This is a genomic window from Klebsiella sp. KPN54798, from assembly GCF_021184225.1.
In the GTDB taxonomy this organism is placed as follows: domain Bacteria; phylum Pseudomonadota; class Gammaproteobacteria; order Enterobacterales; family Enterobacteriaceae; genus Klebsiella; species Klebsiella pneumoniae.
Window position 1 is genome coordinate 4,831,178 of the sequence record NZ_CP089234.1, and the last position, 19,920, is coordinate 4,851,097.

12 protein-coding genes are annotated in these 19,920 nt (G+C 60.5%); 7 read left to right on the top strand and 5 right to left on the bottom strand.

Translation table 11 applies throughout. The features are described from left to right. Nucleotides 1-5: 5 nt before the first annotated feature. Nucleotides 6-1,946: a 3D-(3,5/4)-trihydroxycyclohexane-1,2-dione acylhydrolase (decyclizing) gene (gene iolD, locus LPQ25_RS23200; RefSeq protein WP_004152191.1), complete on the bottom strand. Its 1,941-nt coding sequence runs from the start codon at nt 1,944-1,946 to the stop codon at nt 6-8. 502 nt (nt 1,947-2,448) lie between these two features. On the opposite strand from iolD, the gene LPQ25_RS23205 reads away from it, so the two are divergent. Further along, nucleotides 2,449-4,362 carry a bifunctional 5-dehydro-2-deoxygluconokinase/5-dehydro-2-deoxyphosphogluconate aldolase gene (locus LPQ25_RS23205; RefSeq protein ID WP_012737240.1) on the top strand — a complete coding sequence of 638 codons (1,914 nt, stop codon included), beginning with the start codon at nt 2,449-2,451 and terminating at the stop codon, nt 4,360-4,362. 151 nt (nt 4,363-4,513) lie between these two features. Continuing rightward, entirely contained in the window at nt 4,514-5,371 is an 858-nt protein-coding gene (locus LPQ25_RS23210) for a MurR/RpiR family transcriptional regulator (protein WP_004152190.1), read from the top strand. Nucleotides 5,372-7,195: 1,824 nt separating this feature from the next. Here LPQ25_RS23210 and iolB read toward each other — a convergent pair. Further along, on the bottom strand, nt 7,196-8,005 hold the full coding sequence (iolB, locus tag LPQ25_RS23215; protein WP_004177654.1) for a 5-deoxy-glucuronate isomerase: 810 nt from the start codon (nt 8,003-8,005) through the stop codon (nt 7,196-7,198). Nucleotides 8,006-8,023: 18 nt separating this feature from the next. Continuing rightward, nucleotides 8,024-9,529, bottom strand: coding sequence for a CoA-acylating methylmalonate-semialdehyde dehydrogenase (locus tag LPQ25_RS23220; RefSeq protein WP_009486529.1), 1,506 nt, complete (start codon nt 9,527-9,529; stop codon nt 8,024-8,026). Nucleotides 9,530-9,881: 352 nt separating this feature from the next. Here LPQ25_RS23220 and LPQ25_RS23225 point away from each other — a divergent pair, with 352 nt between their 5' ends. Beyond that, a complete protein-coding gene (locus tag LPQ25_RS23225) occupies nt 9,882-10,703 on the top strand; it encodes a TIM barrel protein (RefSeq protein ID WP_012737239.1) in 822 nt (273 codons plus the stop codon). A 98-nt stretch (nt 10,704-10,801) separates the two neighbouring features. Then, entirely contained in the window at nt 10,802-12,304 is a 1,503-nt protein-coding gene (locus tag LPQ25_RS23230) for a helicase HerA-like C-terminal domain-containing protein (RefSeq protein WP_012737238.1), read from the top strand. A gap of 48 nt (nt 12,305-12,352) precedes the next feature. Here the strand turns inward: LPQ25_RS23230 and lptG are convergent, their stop codons facing one another. Continuing rightward, entirely contained in the window at nt 12,353-13,435 is a 1,083-nt protein-coding gene (gene lptG / locus LPQ25_RS23235; protein WP_002886956.1) for an LPS export ABC transporter permease LptG, read from the bottom strand. Continuing rightward, complete coding sequence (gene lptF / locus LPQ25_RS23240; protein WP_002886955.1) at nt 13,435-14,532, bottom strand: LPS export ABC transporter permease LptF; 1,098 nt, start codon at nt 14,530-14,532, stop codon at nt 13,435-13,437. Before lptF ends, lptG begins: the two co-directional genes overlap by 1 nt. Nucleotides 14,533-14,921: 389 nt before the next feature. On the opposite strand from lptF, the gene pepA reads away from it, so the two are divergent. From pepA to LPQ25_RS23255, 3 genes are all read left to right on the top strand, one after another. Continuing rightward, nucleotides 14,922-16,433, top strand: a complete 1,512-nt coding sequence (pepA, locus tag LPQ25_RS23245) for a leucyl aminopeptidase (RefSeq protein WP_226340390.1) — start codon at nt 14,922-14,924, stop codon at nt 16,431-16,433. Nucleotides 16,434-16,552: 119 nt separating this feature from the next. Beyond that, complete coding sequence (gene holC / locus LPQ25_RS23250) at nt 16,553-16,996, top strand: DNA polymerase III subunit chi (RefSeq protein ID WP_002886953.1); 444 nt, start codon at nt 16,553-16,555, stop codon at nt 16,994-16,996. Then, nucleotides 16,996-19,851 carry a valine--tRNA ligase gene (locus tag LPQ25_RS23255; RefSeq protein WP_009486532.1) on the top strand — a complete coding sequence of 952 codons (2,856 nt, stop codon included), beginning with the start codon at nt 16,996-16,998 and terminating at the stop codon, nt 19,849-19,851. Before holC ends, LPQ25_RS23255 begins: the two co-directional genes overlap by 1 nt. Nucleotides 19,852-19,920: the final 69 nt, after the last annotated feature.

Consider the following 19,920-nt stretch of genomic DNA (forward strand, 5'->3'; position numbering starts at 1 on the left):
TCGTTTTAGTAATCACGCGCCTGGGCGCGCTTTTCATTAATCATTTGCGCCACCTTGCGGATCCGCTCAGAGAGCGCCGTCTGGGCGACCCCAACGTTCCACCAGCTGCCGTATTTGTGCACCATGGTCTTCGGTAGTACTTTAATATCAATCAGGGTGCTGACCGTTTCGCGACGGGCGGCGTCCAGCGCATGGCGCAGTTCGTCCAGAGTAGTGACGCGCCAGGTTTTGCAGCCGTAGCCGGCGGCGATGGTGGCGAAGTCCACCGGCACCAGGCCGCCCTGCAGCTGGCCGGTTTCCGGCTGACGGTAGCGGAACTCGGTGCCGAAGCTGTCCATCCCGTGCTCCATCTGCAGGTTGTTGATGCAGCCGTTGGCCATGTTGTCGAACAGCACGACGTTGATCTTCGCCCGTTCCTGCAGGGAGGTGACCAGCTCAGAGTGCAGCATCATGAAGGAGCCATCGCCGACCAGGGAGTAGACTTCGCTCTGCGGCTGCGCCAGCTTCACGCCCAGCGCGGCGTTGACTTCGTATCCCATGCAGGAGTAGCCGTACTCCACGTGGTAGGTGTTTTCCGCGCGGTTGCGCCAGACGCGCTGCAGATCGCCTGGCAGACTGCCCGCCGCCGCGACGATCACCGCCTCGGCCGGCAGCGTTTCATTCAGTACCCCAAGAACGCTGCTCTGGGTCAGGGTGGAGTCGGTGATCTGGCGGAACTCGCGATACACCGATTCGCGATCGAGATGATCGTCGATCTCCGGCACAAAGGATTTCTCCTGCCACACCGCCTGGTAGACGCGCTGGGTCTCTTTTAACTGACGGCTCTGCACGCTCTCGATCTGCGCGCCCCAGCCGGCCTGCCAGCCGCTGTCCGCCAGCGCCGCGTCGAGAGCGGTCATCGCTTCCCGGGCGTCCGCCAGCATGGCAATGCCGTCCAGCTTCCAGGCGTCGAAGTTGCTGACGTTAATATTCAGGAAACGCACCTCCGGGTGCTGGAAAATCCATTTCGAGGCGGTGGTAAAATCGCTGAAGCGGGTGCCGACGCCGATCACCAGGTCGGCCTCTTTCGCCAGCAGGTTCGCCGCCAGGCAGCCCGTCTCGCCGACGCCGCCGACGTTCAGGGGGTGAGACGAGACCACCGTCCCCTTCCCGGCCTGGGTTTCGGCGAAGGGCACCCCGTAGCGCTCGGCGAAACGGGACAGCGCTTCGCCCGCGCCGGAGTATTTCACCCCGCCGCCGCAGACGATCAGCGGTTTACGGCTGGCTTTGATGGCCGCCACGGCGTCCGCCAGCTGCGCGGCGCTGGCCGGGCGGCGGTCGAGACGGTGCACGCGGCGCGCAAAGAAGGATTCCGGGTAATCCCAGGCTTCGCCCTGCACGTCCTGCGGCAGGCACAGCGTTACCGCGCCGGTTTCCGCAGGGTCGGTCAGGACGCGCATGGCGTTGATGCAGGCGCTCATCAGCTGTTCCGGGCGGGTAATACGGTCCCAGTATTTGCTGACTGCGCGGAAAGCGTCATTGGTGCTGATGCTGAGATCGTAGCTCTGTTCAATCTGCTGGAGCACCGGGTCCGGCTGGCGGGTGGCGAAGACATCGCCCGGCAGCAACAGCAGCGGAATGCGGTTGGCGCTGGCGGTGCCGGCGGCGGTGATCATGTTGGCCGCCCCTGGACCGATGGAGGAGGTGCAGGCGATAATCTGCCGGCGCAGGGCCTGGCGGGCAAAACCGGTGGCCGCGTGGGCCATCCCCTGCTCGTTACGCCCCTGATAGACGCGCATATCGCCGCTGTCCTGCTCCAGCGCCTGCCCCAGCCCCAGGACGTTGCCATGGCCGAAAATCGCGAAAATGCCTTTCACGAACTTCAGCTCTACGCCATCCACTTCCAGGTACTGGTTATCGAGGAACTTCACCAGCGCCTGCGCCGTTGTCAGTCTCAGTTTGCCCATGATGCACAATCCTTATTGTTCAGTATTTGTGTGTGGCGTCGCGCCGATGCCGCCGGGGCCGTCGTTCACGTCACTGGAATACCTGTGGATTATAGGCAAACATTTTTTTCATTAAATACAAATACAGAAGAAATATTTCATTTTGCGAGAAGGATCAAACTCTCTACCCATTTCATACGTTTCACTTACATTCCAGACACGTTTTCGGGCCCTTTTTTGCCGCACCAGACGGTAATATCCCTTAAAAATCATAGGTAAATGGATGCCATTTGGCGTTTCATTTTCCCCGGGTCGACAGAGGGGCGATCCGTGCTCGCGCGAGGCTCAGTGCGGCAGAGTGGTAGATCCCTCACACTTTTGGTTTTTTAATTTCGAACGAGTTTGCAAATGAAATATTTATTTCTCAAACTAAGGGTAACCAATAACCCTCAGGCTGTTCACGGAGTCGACGTCGGGATCCCGACCCTTCCAGGCAGCAGACACCAAAAAGGAAATCCTAGCTATGAATGCAGCAGTAAAGCGGCTCGACGTCATCTGTATAGGTCGGGTGGCCGTCGACCTCTATGCCCAGCAGATTGGTTCGCGGCTAGAAGACGTTGCCAGTTTCGCGAAATATCTGGGCGGCTCCTCCGGCAACGTGGCCTTTGGCACCGCGATTCAGGGGCTGAAATCGGCCATGCTGGCGCGCGTTGGCGATGAACACAACGGCCGTTTCCTGCGCGAAACGCTCAACCGCGCCGGGGTGGATACCGAGTATCTGATTACCGACAAATCTCGCCTGACCGCGCTGGTGATGCTGGGGATTAAGGATCAGGAGACCTTCCCCCTGATTTTCTACCGCGATAACTGCGCCGATATGGCCTTAACGCCTGACGACATTAGCGAGGAGTATATTTCCTCCTCCCGGGCGCTGGCGGTGACTGGCACCCACCTGTCGCACGCCAACACCCGCGCCGCGGTGCTGAAGGCGCTGGAGTACGCCCGCCGTCACGGCCTGCGTACCGCGCTGGATATCGATTACCGTCCGGTGCTGTGGGGGCTCACCTCGCTCGGCGATGGCGAAACCCGTTTCATTGAGTCCGGACCGGTCACCAGCCAGCTGCAGGAAGTGCTGCATCTGTTCGATTTGGTGGTGGGAACCGAAGAAGAGTTTCATATTGCCGGAGGCAGCACCGATACCCTGACCGCGCTGAAAAATGTGCGCAATGCCACCAAAGCCACCCTCGTCTGCAAGCGCGGGCCGATGGGCTGCGTGGTGCTGGAAGGCGACATCCCGGACAGCTGGGACCAGGTGCCGCTGCAGCAGGGCGTGCGCGTGGAGGTTCTCAACGTGCTGGGCGCCGGAGATGCCTTTATGTCGGGTCTGCTGCGCGGCTGGCTCAACGACGAAGGCTGGGAGCAGGCTTGCCGTTACGCCAACGCCTGCGGGGCGCTGGTGGTCTCCCGCCACGGCTGCGCGCCGGCGATGCCGACCAAAGTCGAACTTGATGACTACCTGCAGCGCGCCGAATCGGTGCCGCGCCCGGACGTCGACGAGCGCCTCAACCACCTGCACCGGGTCACCAGCCGCCGTCAACAGTGGCCGGAGCTGTGCATTTTCGCCTTCGACCATCGCAAACAGCTGGCCGATCTGGCGCGGGAGACCGGGCGCGACGAAGCCTGCATTCCGCAGCTCAAACTGCTGTTGTTGGCCGCGGCCGAAGCGGCGGCGCAGGAGGCAGGTCTCGATCAGCGCAGCGGCATTCTGGCCGACGGCACCTACGGCCAGCGTGCGCTCAACGCCATTACCGGCAAGGGTTGGTGGATCGGGCGCCCTATCGAACTGCCCAGCTCGCGACCGCTGCGTCTGGAGCATGGCAACATCGGCTCGCAGCTGATCGACTGGCCGCTGGAGCATGTCGTCAAATGCCTGGTCTTCTATCACCCGGACGACCCGGCGGCGCTGCGTGCAGAGCAGGACGCCCTGCTGCTCGAGGTCTGGCAGGCCTGTAACAAGTCAGGCCATGAACTGCTGCTGGAGGTGATCCTGCCGGAAAATGGCCCGGACAAAGACGAGCGCCATTACCACACCATGCTGGAACACTTCTATCAGCTGGGGATCAAGCCGGACTGGTGGAAGCTGCCGCCGCTCTCCAGCGCCAGCTGGCAGCAGATCACCGCGCTTATCGAGCGTGAAGATCCGTGGAGCCGCGGGATCCTGATCCTCGGGCTTGACGCGCCTTCCGACAAACTGCGCGCCGGTTTCGCCGAGGCGGCCGCACACCCGATGATCAAAGGTTTCGCCGTCGGGCGCACCATCTTTGGCCAGCCGTCGCGGCGCTGGATGCAGGGTGAGCTCAGCGATGAGGCCCTGATAGAAGAAGTGAAACGCAACTACCTGACGCTCATTGGCTACTGGCGCGAAGCCCGCCGCTGATCCCCCGACGCCCGTCTCCGTCACCTTGCGGAGCGGGCGTTTTTCTGTTTCTTCGTGAAATGAATCGCGTATTTCGTCGCAATAAATGAAAAATTCGCTTCATTTGGTACACTGGAAGCCATATTCCTTCCATTTTCTCAGAGCGCACTCTATGGCCAATAACCCAACACAGCTGACCATCCTGCAGGATGAAATCAGGCGTCGCTACGATACGTTAAGCAAACGCCTGAAACAGGTCGCCCGCTATATCCTTGATAACAGCAATAGCGTGGCTTTCGATACCGTGGCCTCCATTGCGCAACAGGCGGATGTTCCCCCTTCCACGTTGATTCGTTTTGCCAACGCCTTCGGCTTCAGCGGCTTTAACGAAATGAAACAGATGTTCAAGCAACATTTGATGGAAGAGACCGCCAACTATACCGAGCGCGCCCGTCTTTTCCGCCAGACCACCAGCGATGAGTCCAGCCCGCCGGAAACGCCGACGGAAATCCTCAATATGTTCACGATGGTGAACAACCAGGCGTTGCAGCAGCTGGCGATGCAGACCTCCAGCGATGATCTGGAGCGCGCGGTGGCCCTGCTGGGCGAGGCGGAAAATATTTACGTCATTGGTCTGCGCCGGTCGTTTAGCGTCGCCTCCTATCTGACCTATGCGCTGCGCCACCTCGATCGCAAAGCCTTTCTGATCGACGGCCTCGGCGGCATGTTCACCGAGCAGCTGAGTCTGGTCGGCCCGAAAGACGTGGTGGTGGCGGTGAGCTTCTCGCCGTACGCCCGGGAAGTGGTCGAGCTGGTGGAGCTGGGCGCGCAGCGCAAAGCGCGGCAGATCGCCATTACCGACAGCCAGGTCAGCCCGCTGGCGGCCTTCAGCGATGTCTGCTTTGTGGTGCGTGAAGCGCAGGTGGATGGCTTCCGTTCGCAGGTTGCTTCCCTGTGTCTGGCCCAGACGCTGGCGGTTTCGCTGGCGCTGAACAGCAGCCAGGAGTCCGAGGCCAAGCAGAAGGCGTGAGATAGGCTGCCTGGCGTTTGTTACTCGGCGGCGCAGTATAGGCCTGCGGGAGGATCCCGTAGGCCGGATAAGCGTAGCGCCATCCGGCACAAGACGGGTACAGTGCCGGAGGTTCCTCCCCGGCGGCGCTGCGCTTGCCGGGCCTGGGGTATATGGGCTTACGGGAGGCTCCCGTAGGCCGGATAAGGCGAAGCCGCCATCCGGCACAAAGGCGAGTATGGCACCGGTGGTGCCCTCCCCGGCGGCGCTGCGCTTGCCGGGCCTGGGTATATGGGCCTGCGGGGTGCCGGAGATAATGTTATTGGTATGCAACTCTATTAATCCGGGTAAAGCGTTTGTCGCATGTGATTTCAGCGCACATTGCGCTCCCGGTTAATCTTCTGCGTTATGCCTGTCATGGCGCAGGGAGCGCACAGGGGGCGGCCAGTCGCCGCCGCCCCCTGTACCCCGGGCTCCGGCCAGCAAAATCGCCGCTACGCGGTCCCTTCGACTTATCCCTGCAGGCTTCGGGTCGGGCCGAGGCAGCATCCGTGCAAAACACGGCCCTCAGCCCGCATCCATGCGGGCTGCCCCGGCCTTCCGGGAACGTCTCAGCGATTTTGAGGCCGTCAGCACCGGCAGTTTCAGCAACAATGGTGAATAAATTAACGGCAGGTCGCACGAACCGTATGCCGGGCAAGGCGTGAGCCGCCGCCCGGCATAAAAGCAGCGCCGTGCCTGTGGTCATCGCCCGGCGGCGCTGCGCTTGCCGGGCCTACGGTATAGGAGCTTACGGGAGGATGCCGTAGGCCGGATAAGCATAGCGCCATCCGGCACAAAGGCAGGTATGGCGCCGGGGATGTCCTGCCCGGCGGCGCTGCGCTTGCCGGGCCTGGGGTATAGGACCTTACGGGAGGATCCCGTAGGCCGGATAAGCGTAGCGCCATCCGGCACAAAGGCGGGTATGGCGCCGGAGGTATCCTCCCCGGCGGCGCTGCGCTTGCCGGGCCTGGGGTATATGTGCCTGCGGGGTGCCGGAGATAATGTTATTGGTATGCAACTCTATTAATCCGGGTAAAGCGTTTGTCGCATGTGATTTCAGCGCACATTGCGCTCCCGGTTAATCTTCTGCGTTATGCCTGGCATGGCGCAGGGAGCGCACAGGGGCGGCCAGTCGCCGCCGCCCCCTGTACCCCCGGGCTCCGGCCAGCAAAATCGCCGCTACGCGGTCCCTTCGACTTATCCCTGCAGGCTTCGGGTCGGGCCGAGGCAGCATCCGTGCAAAACACGGCCCTCAGCCCGCATCCATGCGGGCTGCCCCGGCCTTCCGGGAACGTCTCAGCGATTTTGAGGCCGTCAGCACCGGCAGTTTCAGCAACAATGGTGAATAAATTAACGGCAGGTCGCACGAACCGTATGCCGGGCAAGGCGTGAGCCGCCGCCCGGCATAAAAGCAGCGCCGTGCCTGTGGTCATCGCCCGGCGGCGCTGCGCTTGCCGGGCCTGGGGTATAGGGGCTTACGGGATCCTCCCGTAGGCCGGATAAGCGTAGCGCCATCCGGCACAAAGGCGGGTACAGTGCCGGAGGTTCCTCCCCGGCGGCGCTGCGCTTGCCGGGCCTGGGTATATGGGCCTACGGGAGGATCCCGTAGGCCGGATAAGCGTAGCACCATCCGGCACAAAGGCGGGTATGGCGCCGGAGGTGTCCTCCCCGGCGGCGCTGCGCTTGCCGGGTCGGGGAGTGGGATTCCGCGGAGCGTTTCGCGAAAATATACCCGCCGCTCTCAAACAGGAAGGCCGGTTAGCATCGCTAACCGGCCTTCTTTATCCGCTTCTGCACCGCACGTCAGTCGTGGCGCGGATACTCCGGCGTGTTGATCCAGGCGTGGTCATCTTCCCAGGTGAACAGCCATTTCCGGTCCGGCCCGGCCATCACGTTCAGATAGTAGCTGTCGTAACCGGCAATCGCCGCCACCGGATGGTAACCGCGCGGCACCATCACCACATCGTGGTTGTAGGGCGCCATACAGGCGTCCAGGCTGCGGTCGTCGGTGTAGACCCGCTGGAAGGCAAAGCCCTGCGGCGGATCGAAGCGGTGATAGTAGGTTTCTTCCAGCTGCGTCTCTTTGCCCGGCTGGGCGGTATCATGCTTATGCGACGGCCACGAGCTGGTGGCCCCCTCGTCGGTGTAGACTTCCACCACCAGCAGGCAGTCCGCCTCGGCGCTGTCCGGCAGAATATTATGCACCCGACGCTGGTTGCGCCCTTTCCCACGGTGCTCTACGCCGACGTCTTCCGGCCGAATGAGGCGTGCCGGGAAGCTGCCTTTGCCCGGCGCGCTGCATACCGCCAGCTCCAGATCGGAATCGGCAGTCACCTCGACTTTATCCTGCGGCGGGACGTAGACCGACCACGGCGGGGTGCGTTCAAACGGCGACATCCGTTTACCGAGATTCGGGAAATCGGCATGCTGCGTTTTCACCGACGCCAGCCCGGCGACCAGCACCAGGCACAGCTCGCGATCGCCGCTCTCCAGCGTCACGGTCTGCCCTTTTTTCAACATCCAGACATCAAAGCCGATATAGCGCCAACCGGCGCTTTGCGGCGTAATATGCTGGATCTGTCCCTCTTTTCGCGATTTAGCCAGTAACGACATGGCGCTCTCCTTTGCCGATTAACCTAACGTCGGCATGCTGAATTCAGATACGGTCTGCTGCCCTGCCGGCCAGCGTACGGTGGCGGTCTTCATACGCGTGTAGAAGCGAACGCCGTCCGGCCCGTGGACGTTCAACGCGCCAAACACCGAGCGCTTCCAGCCGCCGAAGCTGTGGAACGCCATCGGCACCGGGACCGGCACGTTCACCCCAACCATCCCCGCCTGCACGTCGTGGACGAATTCACGCGCGGTGTGACCGTTGCTGGTGAAAACGGCGCTGCCGTTGCCAAACTCGTGGCTGTTGACCAGCTCAAGGGCGCTGTTATAGTCCGCCGCGCGCACAATCCCCAGCACCGGGCCAAAGATCTCTTCGCGCCAGATGGTCATCTCCGGGGTGACGTGATCGAACAGGGTGCCGCCGACATAGTAGCCCGCGTCGTAACCCGGCACGCGCAGTTTGCGGCCATCGACCACCAGTTTTGCCCCTTCGCTTTCGCCTTTATCAATATAGCCGAGCACTTTTTTCTGGTGGGTATCAGACACCACCGGTCCCATCTCGTTCTCTTCCTGGCCACGCATGCAGCCCGGGCCTACTTTCAGCGCTTCCACCAGCGGCTTCAGGCGGGCGATCAGTTTGTCGGCGGTTTCATCTCCCACCGCCACCACCACCGGCAGCGCCATGCAGCGCTCGCCTGCGGAGCCAAAAGCGCCGCCCATAATGGCGTTAACGGTAGCGTCGAGATCGGCATCCGGCATCACAATCGCGTGGTTTTTTGCGGCGCCAAAGGCCTGCACGCGCTTGCCGTGGGCGCTGGCGGTCTTGTAGATATACTCCGCCACGCCGGAGGAGCCGACGAAGCTCACCGCCGCAATACGCGGGTCAGTGTACAGCTGCTCAGCATCTTCATTGCTGCAGTGCACGACGTTAAACACGCCGTCCGGCAGACCAGCCTCTTTTAACAGCTCTGCCAGACGCACAGCGGCCGTCGGCGCCAGCGCGGGCGGCTTGAGGACGAAACTGTTGCCGCAGGCCAGCGCCAGCGGGAACATCCACATCGGCACCATCGCCGGGAAGTTAAACGGGGTGATCCCTGCCACCACGCCCAGGGGCTGCATCAGCGAGTAGCTGTCGACGCCGGTGCCGACGTCAGAGGAGTATTCGCCTTTAATCAGGTGCGGGATCCCGCAGGCGAATTCGACCACTTCCATACCGCGGGTCAGCTCGCCCAGCGCATCCGACCACACCTTACCGTGCTCGCTGACGATGATCCCCGCCAGCTCTTCCACGTGCTGCTCCAGCAACATTTTGAAGTTGAACAGCACGCGGGCGCGGCGCAGCGGCGTAGTACGGGACCAGCTGTCAAACGCATCGCGAGCAACCTGAATCGCCTCGGAGACTTCCTGCGCGGTTGACACCGTGACTTCGCGCACCGCTTTGCCCGTCGCCGGGTCGTACACCGGCATCGTTTCGTTGCTGCTGCTAATAACGGTTTTCCCGCCAATAAAGTTTCCTGTGATCGTCATGTTCTCGCCTCATAGTGAAGGGGGCCAGCGCACACCGGCCCGTCGCTGATTCTGCTGTGCTATAACCGTAGTAAAATGAAATTTATATTTCAACATTGTCGTGAAATGAAATTTCATTTTGGTGATAACAGTCGCATTTTGCGCCGACGGATTGTCTGTGCGCTTCCCGCATCGCGCCTCGTTGCCTCTCGACGCCAGGCTTCCCGCCGCTGTAGCCCCCGTCGTCGGGGCCAGTGATATTTTGCGAGACAGCTCAAACATTCATCATTTCCATTCTTGCTAATTTTGGAATAAACGTTTTGACTGTTAGCCAATTGAACGAACCTACCCCCTCTTCCGTCAGGAGTGTCCTATGGCCATCGCAATGCAACGTTTTTGTATTAACCGCAAAATCGCGCCAGCGCTCAGCATTGAAGCGTTTTTCCGTCTGGTGAACCGTATGGGCCTGAATAAGGTCGAGCTGCGCAACGATTTACCCAGTGGAAAAGTGACCGACGATCTGAGCCATCAGCAGGTGCGCGAGCTGGCGGCGCGCTACCACATCGAGATCCTGACGATTAACGCGGTCTACCCCTTTAACCGTCGTAGCGAAGAGGTGCGGCAGTTGACCGAATCGCTGCTGAAAGAGGCCCAGGCCATCGGCGCCAAATCGCTGGTGCTCTGTCCGCTCAACGACGGCAGCGAGGTGCCGGCCAGCGAAACCCTGGGCGCCCTGCGCGACCTGGCGCCGCTGTTCGCCTTCTATGGCATCCACGGCCTGGTGGAGCCGCTGGGCTTCCCGCAAAGCTCGCTGCGTTCTGCGCACCAGGCGCAGACGCTGATCCACGACGCCCGCGTGCCGTTTAAGCTGCTGATCGATACCTTCCATCACCATCTTTACCCGCAGGCGGCGGACGAGTTCAGCCAGGTAGAGGTGGCGGATATCGGGCTGGTGCACCTTTCAGGAGTTGACGATAGCCGTCCGCGCGAGCAGCTCACCGATGCCGAGCGCATCATGCTAACCCCGCAGGATCGTCTCGGCACCTGCGAGCAGGTTAAAGCGCTGGAAGCCCGCGGCTATCAGGGGGTGTACGCTTTTGAGCCCTTCGCCCCCGAGCTGGCGCAATGGAGCGAAGCGGATATCGAGCGCGAAATTGAGCAGAGCATCGCGCTCATCCAGCGCCACTGCGCCTGAGACCCTCACGGTACAGCGTGCGCGGCGCGTGACGATTTTCCCAACGCCGGACGACGAGGTTGCCTATAATCGTCGCAGGATAAATGGAGGAATCGACCATGAGCTCACCCCTGTTGATTGCGCGCACGCTGGATAACGCGCTCTATTTACTGCCCGCGATGGCCAACCGCCATGGGCTTATCACCGGTGCGACCGGCACCGGTAAAACCGTCACCCTGCAGAAGCTGGCTGAGTCGTTCTCGGAGATTGGCGTGCCGGTATTTATGGCCGACGTCAAGGGCGACCTGACCGGCATTGCCGCCGCGGGGCAGAGCTCAGAGAAACTGCAGGCGCGGCTGGAGAAGATCGGCGTCAGCGACTGGGAGCCGCACGCCAACCCGGTGGTGCTCTGGGATATCTTTGGCGAGAAGGGCCACCCGGTGCGGGCGACGGTCTCCGATCTCGGCCCCCTGCTGCTGGCGCGCCTGCTCAATCTCAACGAGGTGCAGAGCGGCGTACTGAACATTATTTTCCGCATCGCGGACGACCGCGGCCTGCTGCTGCTCGACTTCAAAGACCTCCGCGCCATCACCCAGTTTATCGGCGATAACGCCAAGTCTTTCCAGAACCAGTACGGCAATATTAACAGCGCCTCGATCGGCGCCATCCAGCGCGGGCTGTTGACCCTGGAGCAACAGGGCGCCGAGCACTTCTTCGGCGAGCCGATGCTGGATATTGCCGACTGGATGCGCGTCGATGCCAGCGGTAAAGGGGTGATCAATATCCTTAGCGCCGAAAAGCTCTACCAGATGCCGAAGCTGTACGCCGCCAGCCTGCTGTGGATGCTCTCCGAGCTCTACGAGCGCCTGCCGGAAGCCGGCGACCTCGATAAACCGAAGCTGGTGTTCTTCTTCGATGAGGCGCATCTGCTGTTCGACGACGCGCCGCAGGTGCTGCTGGATAAAATTGAACAGGTGATCCGCCTTATCCGCTCCAAGGGCGTCGGCGTCTACTTTGTCTCGCAGAACCCGGCGGATATTCCCGACGCCGTGCTCGGCCAGCTGGGCAACCGCGTGCAGCATGCCCTGCGCGCCTTTACGCCGAAGGACCAGAAGGCGGTGAAAACCGCCGCCCAGACCATGCGCGCCAACCCGGCCTTCAGTACCGAGCAGGCGATCCAGGAGCTGGGCACCGGCGAGGCGCTGATCTCCTTCCTCGATGAGAAAGGCAGCCCGTCGGTGGTCGAGCGGGCGATGGTTATCGCCCCCTGCTCGCGAATGGGGCCGGTCAGCGATGACGAGCGCAATGGTCTGCTGAACCACTCGCCGCTGTACGGTAAGTATGAGGAGGAGGTGGACCGCGAGTCGGCTTTCGAAATGCTGCAGCAAGGGGTGCAGGTCGCCACCGGGCAGCAGTCGGCTCCGCCGGCGAAGGGCCAGCAGAGCGGCGATGACGACGGGCTGCTTGGCGGCCTGAAAGATATCCTGTTCGGCAGCACCGGCCCGCGAGGCGGTAAACGCGACGGTATCGTGCAGACCGCAGCGAAAAGCGCTGTTCGCCAGGTCACCAATCAGATCGTCCGCGGCATGCTGGGCAGCCTGCTGGGCGGACGCAAGCGCTAAAAAAAAGCCCCCTCATCGCTGAGGGGGCTTACGTTTCAGGCTTACCCGCTAGGCCTTGCGCATCATCAGCCAGAGGCTTATCAGGAAGAAGCTGGCGCTCGGCAACAGCGCGCCGATGATCGGCGGTATGCCGTAGACCAGGGTCAGCGGGCCGAAAATCTGGTCGAGGACATAGAAGATAAAGCCGAAGCTAATCCCCGTCACCACCCGGACGCCCATCGGCACGCTACGCAGCGGGCCAAAGATAAACGACAGCGCCATCAGCATCATCACCGCCACCGACAACGGCTGGAAGATTTTGCTCCACATATTGAGCTGGTAGCGTCCCGGATCCTGGCCGCTGGACTTCAGGTATTTCACATAGTTGTGCAGCCCGCTGATCGACAGCGCATCCGGATCCAGGGCAACCACGCCCAGTTTGTCCGGCGTCAGGTTGGTTTTCCAGGTGCCGCTCACCATCTGCGACCCGGTCACCTGCTTTGGATCGGTCAGGTCGGATTCATCCACCTGCGACAGACGCCACACTTTATTTTCGCTATCGAATTTTGCCGAAGCGGCATAGCGCACCGACTGTAAACGACGCTCCGGGTTGAAGGCATAGATGCTGACGCCCCCCAGCTCATCGTTGCCTTTTACGCGTTCGATATAGACAAAGTTGTGGCCATCTTTCGCCCACAGCCCCTGCTGGGTTGAGAGCAGCGAGCCGCCGTACATCTGCTGGGCACGGTAGTTGCGCGCCATCTGTTCGCCCTGCGGCGCCACCCACTCGCCGATGGCCATGGTCAGCAGCACCAGCGGGATCGCGGTTTTCATTACCGCCAGCGCTACCTGCAGCCGGGTGAAACCTGATGCCTGCATCACCACCAGTTCGCTGCGCTGGGCCAGCATCCCCAGCCCCAGCAGCGCGCCAAGCAGCGCCGCCATCGGGAAGAAGATCTGGATGTCCTTCGGCACGCTGAGGATGGTGTAGAGACCAGCGCCCAGCGCATCGTAGCTGCCCTGCCCGGACTTTTTCAGCTGATCGACAAACTTGATAATGCCGGAGAGCGACACCAGCATGAACAGGGTCATCATGATGGTGTTGAAAATCGTCTTACCGATATAACGGTCAAGTACGCCAAACGCCTGCATCAGGCCGCTCCTTTATTAAAACGGGCGCGGAAGCGGCGCATCGGCACCGTGTCCCACAGGTTTAACAGCACCGCCAGCGCAAAATAGAGCAGGTTAATCGCCCACATCCAGATAGCCGGGTCCATTTTGCCTTTGCCGCCGTTCGACTTAATCGACGTTTGCAACAGGAAGAACACCAGGTAAAGCAGCATCGCCGGCAGCATCGACAGCACACGGCCCTGACGCGGGTTCACCACGCTGAGCGGCACCACCATCAGCGCCATAATGAAGACGGTCGCCACCAGCGTGAAGCGCCAGTGCAGTTCGGCGCGCGCGCGGTCGGTGTGGGTTTTCCACAAGGTGCGCATATCCATCTGTTCGGTGTCGTCCGGATCGGCGCTCACCGCCTGGTGGCCGATAATAGCCTGATAGTTATTGAAGTCGGTAATGCGGAAGTCGCGGAGCATCGCGGTGCCTTCAAAGCGGGTGCCCTTGTTGAGGGTCACCACCTGCGAGCCGTCTTTCTGCTGCGACAGCTCGCCGGAATCCGCCACCACCACCGAGGGGCGCGCATTGCCTTTCGGACGCAGCTGGGCAAGGAAGACGTCATGGAAGCGGTTGCCGTTGACGCTTTCGATAAACATCACCGCGTTACCATCGCTGGCCTGCTGGAACTGGCCCTGGGCCAGCGCCGCCATGCCGGGGTTGGCTTTAGCTTCGGCCAGCACTTCGTCCTGATGGCGCGACGACCACGGCCCCGCCCACATAACGTTGACCGCCGCCACCGCGCCGGTGAACAGCGCGAGGATCATCGCCGCCTTGATCAGCACGGCTTTGCTCAGGCCGCAGGCGTGCATCACCGTAATTTCACTTTCGGTGTACAGCTTGCCGAGGGTCATCAGCAGGCCAAGGAACAGACTTAACGGCAGGATAAGCTGCGCCATCTCCGGGATGCCGAGCCCCAACAGCGAGAGCACCAGATTGGTTGGGATATCGCCATCCACCGCGGCGCCGAGGATCCTGACTAATTTCTGACAAAAGAAAATCAGTAACAGGATGAATAGGATCGCCAACTGGCTTTTCAGCGTCTCACGAACCAGATATCTTATGATTATCACTATAAATACGCCCGTAAAAACCCGTTTTAGTGCAGGAAAATTGCTTGTTTCATGGCTTAAACGTCATTTATTCTCTTTGGTCGTCGAAAACGTCGCTAAGATTAAATGACTCATCGGTTCTGCATGTCAGGATCTTTTCTGACGAACCCAGGCCTTAATAACGTTAAGATTAACACGAAGTCACCGCAACAGCGGATATGAGTTACGAAAGCTTGCAATTATATACTCAATGGATTTCGAGTTGTAAGAAGGCAGCAGGGCTGTGGCCCCTGGCGCGCACAATGTGCCACGTCAGGGTAAGCAGGCGCAGCCGGCGCATCTGCAACTTGAAAGGCGACGAGTATAGCCGTAGCCACCACTGTTGTCTTTAAGATTCAGGAGCATAGTGCATGGAGTTCAGTGTAAAAAGCGGTAGCCCGGAGAAGCAGCGGAGCGCCTGTATCGTGGTCGGCGTCTTTGAACCACGTCGCCTCTCCCCCATCGCCGAACAACTCGATAAAATCAGCGACGGCTACATCAGCGCCCTGCTGCGTCGCGGCGAGCTGGAAGGCAAACCTGGCCAGACGTTATTGCTGCACCATGTGCCAAACATTCTGTCTGAGCGCATTCTGCTGATTGGCTGCGGCAAAGAGCGCGAGCTGGATGAGCGTCAGTATAAGCAGGTCATCCAGAAAACCATCAATACCCTGAATGATACCGGCTCAATGGAAGCCGTCTGCTTCCTGACCGAGCTGCACGTCAAAGGCCGTAACAACTACTGGAAAGTTCGCCAGGCGGTTGAAACCGCCAAAGAGACGCTGTACAGCTTCGACCAGCTGAAGACCAACAAAAGCGAGCCGCGTCGCCCGCTGCGTAAAATGGTCTTTAACGTGCCGACCCGTCGCGAGCTGACCAGCGGCGAACGCGCCATTCAGCATGGCCTGGCGATTGCCGCCGGCATCAAAGCGGCGAAAGATCTTGGCAATATGCCGCCGAACATCTGTAACGCCGCCTATCTGGCTTCCCAGGCGCGTCAGCTGGCCGATACCTACAGCAAAAACGTCATCACCCGGGTGATCGGCGAACAGCAGATGCGTGAGCTGGGGATGAACGCCTACCTCGCCGTCGGCAATGGGTCGCAGAACGAGTCGCTGATGTCGGTCATCGAATATAAAGGTAACCCGGCTGAGGACGCGCGCCCTATCGTGCTGGTCGGTAAAGGCCTGACCTTCGACTCCGGCGGTATCTCCATCAAGCCTGCCGAAGGCATGGACGAAATGAAGTACGACATGTGCGGCGCGGCGGCGGTGTACGGCGTGATGCGGATGGTTGCCGAACTGCAGCTGCCGCTGAACGTCATCGGCGTGCTGGCGGGCTGTGAAAACATGCCTGGCGGCCGCGCCTATCGTCCGGGTGACGTCCTGACCACTATGTCCGGCCAGACGGTGGAAGTGCTGAACACCGACGCCGAAGGCCGCCTGGTGCTGTGCGACGTCCTGACCTACGTTGAGCGCTTCGAGCCGGAAGCGGTTATCGACGCGGCGACGCTGACCGGGGCCTGCGTGATTGCTCTCGGCCATCACATCACCGGCCTGATGTCGAACCATAACCCGCTGGCCCATGAGCTAATCGGCGCCTCCGAACTGGCGGGCGACCGCGCATGGCGTTTGCCGCTGGCCGACGAGTTCCAGGATCAGCTGGAGTCCAATTTTGCCGATATGGCGAACATTGGCGGCCGTCCTGGCGGCGCGATCACCGCCGGCTGTTTCCTGTCGCGCTTCACCCGCAAGTACAACTGGGCGCACCTCGACATCGCCGGTACTGCCTGGCGTTCCGGTAAGGCCAAAGGCGCGACCGGTCGTCCGGTGGCGCTGCTGTCGCAGTTCCTGCTCAATCGTGCGGGTTTTAACGGCGAAGAATGATGTGATATGCCGGGTGGCGGCGATGCCTTACCCGGCCTACAAACGGCAGCACACTGTAGGCCGGGTAAGCGTAGCGCCGCCCGGCTTTGCATTTAAATCCACAACAAGAAGCCCCATATATGAAAAACGCAACGTTCTATCTTCTGGACAATGACGCCACCGTCGACGGCCTGAGCGCCGTCGAGCAGTTGGTGTGTGACATTGCCGCAGAACGTTGGCGCAACGGCAAGCGCGTCCTGATCGCCTGCGAAGATGAACAGCAGGCGATTCGCCTCGACGAGGCGCTGTGGTCGCGGCCGCCGGAGAGCTTTGTGCCGCATAATCTGGCGGGCGAAGGCCCGAGAGGCGGCGCGCCGGTAGAGATTGCCTGGCCGCAAAAGCGCAACAGCAGCCCGCGGGATATTCTTATCAGCCTGCGGCTAAACTTTGCAGATTTTGCCACCGCTTTCACAGAAGTGATAGACTTTGTCCCTTACGAAGACAATCTGAAACAACTGGCGCGCGAACGCTATAAGGCGTACCGCATGGCTGGTTTCAACCTGAACACGGCAACCTGGAAATAATGGAAAAGACATACAACCCACAAGATATCGAACAGCCGCTTTACGAGCACTGGGAAAAGCAGGGCTATTTCAAACCGAATGGTGATGAAAGCCAGGAGAGCTTCTGCATCATGATCCCGCCGCCGAACGTCACCGGCAGTTTGCATATGGGTCATGCCTTCCAGCAAACCATCATGGATACCATGATTCGCTACCAGCGCATGCAGGGCAAAAACACCCTGTGGCAGGCCGGTACCGACCACGCAGGTATCGCTACCCAGATGGTGGTTGAGCGTAAGATTGCCGCTGAAGAAGGGAAAACCCGCCACGACTACGGCCGCGACGCCTTTATCGACAAAATCTGGCAGTGGAAAGCGGAATCCGGCGGCACCATTACCCGTCAGATGCGCCGTCTCGGCAACTCCGTGGACTGGGAGCGCGAGCGCTTCACCATGGACGAGGGGCTTTCCAATGCCGTGAAAGAAGTCTTTGTTCGCCTGTACAAAGAAGACCTGATCTACCGCGGCAAACGCCTGGTTAACTGGGACCCGAAACTGCGCACCGCCATTTCCGACCTCGAAGTGGAAAACCGCGAATCGAAAGGTTCCATGTGGCACATCCGCTACCCGCTGGCCGATGGCGCGAAAACCGCTGACGGTAAAGATTACCTGGTGGTCGCCACCACCCGTCCGGAAACCCTGCTGGGCGATACCGGCGTGGCCGTTAACCCGGAAGATCCGCGCTACAAAGATCTGATTGGCAAATTCGTGGTGCTGCCGCTGGTTAACCGCCGCATCCCGATCGTGGGCGACGAGCACGCCGACATGGAAAAAGGCACCGGCTGCGTGAAGATCACCCCGGCGCACGACTTTAACGACTACGAAGTGGGTCGTCGTCACCAGCTGCCGATGATCAACATCCTTACCTTTGACGGCGACATCCGCGAAAGCGCGGAAGTCTACGACACCAAAGGCAATGAATCCGACGTCTACTCCAGCGAGATCCCGGCGGAGTTCCAGAAACTGGAACGCTTCGCGGCGCGTAAAGCCGTTGTTGCGGCAGTTGACGCCCTCGGCCTGCTGGAAGAGATCAAACCGCACGACCTGACCGTCCCTTACGGCGATCGCGGCGGCGTGGTGATCGAGCCGATGCTGACCGACCAGTGGTACGTGCGCGCGGACGTGCTGGCCAAGCCAGCAGTCGAAGCCGTTGAAAACGGTGATATTCAGTTCGTGCCGAAGCAGTACGAAAATATGTACTTCTCCTGGATGCGCGATATTCAGGACTGGTGTATCTCCCGTCAGCTGTGGTGGGGTCACCGCATCCCGGCATGGTATGACAACGACGGCAACGTCTACGTAGGCCGTAGCGAAGACGAAGTGCGTCAGGAAAACAACCTGAGCGCCGACGTTGCCCTGCGTCAGGATGAAGACGTTCTCGATACCTGGTTCTCCTCCGCGCTGTGGACCTTCTCCACCCTCGGCTGGCCGGAAAACACCGACGCCCTGCGTCAGTTCCACCCGACCAGCGTGATGGTGTCCGGCTTCGACATTATCTTCTTCTGGATCGCCCGCATGATCATGATGACCATGCACTTCATCAAAGATGAAAACGGCAAGCCGCAGGTACCGTTTAAGACCGTCTACATGACCGGTCTGATCCGCGATGACGAAGGCCAGAAGATGTCCAAGTCCAAGGGTAACGTCATTGACCCGCTGGATATGGTTGACGGTATCACCCTGCCGGAGCTGCTGGAAAAACGTACCGGCAACATGATGCAGCCGCAGCTGGCGGATAAAATCCGCAAGCGTACCGAGAAACAGTTCCCGAACGGCATCGAGCCGCACGGCACCGACGCCCTGCGCTTCACCCTGGCGGCGCTGGCCTCTACCGGCCGCGACATCAACTGGGATATGAAGCGTCTGGAAGGTTACCGTAACTTCTGTAATAAGCTGTGGAACGCCAGCCGCTTCGTGCTGATGAACACCGAAGATCAGGATTGCGGCTTCAACGGCGGCGAAATGGTGCTCTCCCTGGCCGACCGCTGGATCATCGCGGAATTCAACCACACCGTGAAAGCATATCGCGAAGCGCTGGATAACTTCCGCTTCGATATCGCCGCCGGCATCCTGTACGAGTTCACCTGGAACCAGTTCTGCGACTGGTACCTGGAGCTGACCAAGCCGGTCATGAACGGTGGCAGCGAAGCGGAGCTGCGCGGGACTCGCCATACGCTGGTGACCGTGCTGGAAGGTCTGCTGCGCCTGGCGCATCCGATCATTCCGTTCATTACCGAGACCATCTGGCAGCGCGTGAAAGCGATCTGCGGGATCACCGCCGACACCATCATGCTGCAGCCGTTCCCGCAGTACGATGCTTCTCAGGTGGATGACGCGGCGCTGGCCGACACCGAATGGCTGAAGCAGGCGATCGTCGCCGTGCGTAACATCCGTGCGGAAATGAACATCGCTCCGGGCAAACCGCTGGAACTGCTGCTGCGCGGCTGCAGCAAAGAGGCCGAGCGTCGTGTGAACGACAACCGCAGCTTCCTGCTGAACCTGGCGCGTCTGGAAAGCATTACCGTGCTGCCTGCCGATGATAAAGGTCCGGTCTCGGTGACCAAGATTGTCGACGGCGCCGAGCTGCTGATCCCGATGGCGGGCCTCATCAATAAAGAAGATGAGCTGGCGCGTCTGGCGAAAGAAGTGGCCAAAATCGAAGGTGAAATTGGCCGCATCGAGAGCAAGCTGGCCAACGAAGGCTTTGTCGCCCGCGCGCCGGAAGCAGTTATCGCTAAAGAGCGCGAGAAGCTGGAAGGCTACGCGGAAGCGAAAGCGAAGCTGATTGAGCAGCAGGCGGTGATCGCCGCGCTGTGATCCTCCCGCCCCTTGCCACCCGGCAAGGGGCGTTTTTTATGAAACATCCTCGCTTGCGCTTTCCCCTGT

Coding starts and splice junctions, on each gene's coding strand:
- LPQ25_RS23220 (WP_009486529.1), bottom strand. CDS start 9,529: ATGACGATCACAGGAAACTTTATTGGCGGGAAAACCGTTATTAGCAGC.
- pepA (WP_226340390.1), top strand. CDS start 14,922: ATGGAGTTCAGTGTAAAAAGCGGTAGCCCGGAGAAGCAGCGGAGCGCC.
- LPQ25_RS23210 (WP_004152190.1), top strand. CDS start 4,514: ATGGCCAATAACCCAACACAGCTGACCATCCTGCAGGATGAAATCAGG.
- LPQ25_RS23205 (WP_012737240.1), top strand. CDS start 2,449: ATGAATGCAGCAGTAAAGCGGCTCGACGTCATCTGTATAGGTCGGGTG.
- iolD (WP_004152191.1), bottom strand. CDS start 1,946: ATGGGCAAACTGAGACTGACAACGGCGCAGGCGCTGGTGAAGTTCCTC.
- LPQ25_RS23225 (WP_012737239.1), top strand. CDS start 9,882: ATGGCCATCGCAATGCAACGTTTTTGTATTAACCGCAAAATCGCGCCA.
- LPQ25_RS23230 (WP_012737238.1), top strand. CDS start 10,802: ATGAGCTCACCCCTGTTGATTGCGCGCACGCTGGATAACGCGCTCTAT.
- holC (WP_002886953.1), top strand. CDS start 16,553: ATGAAAAACGCAACGTTCTATCTTCTGGACAATGACGCCACCGTCGAC.
- lptG (WP_002886956.1), bottom strand. CDS start 13,435: ATGCAGGCGTTTGGCGTACTTGACCGTTATATCGGTAAGACGATTTTC.
- iolB (WP_004177654.1), bottom strand. CDS start 8,005: ATGTCGTTACTGGCTAAATCGCGAAAAGAGGGACAGATCCAGCATATT.
- LPQ25_RS23255 (WP_009486532.1), top strand. CDS start 16,996: ATGGAAAAGACATACAACCCACAAGATATCGAACAGCCGCTTTACGAG.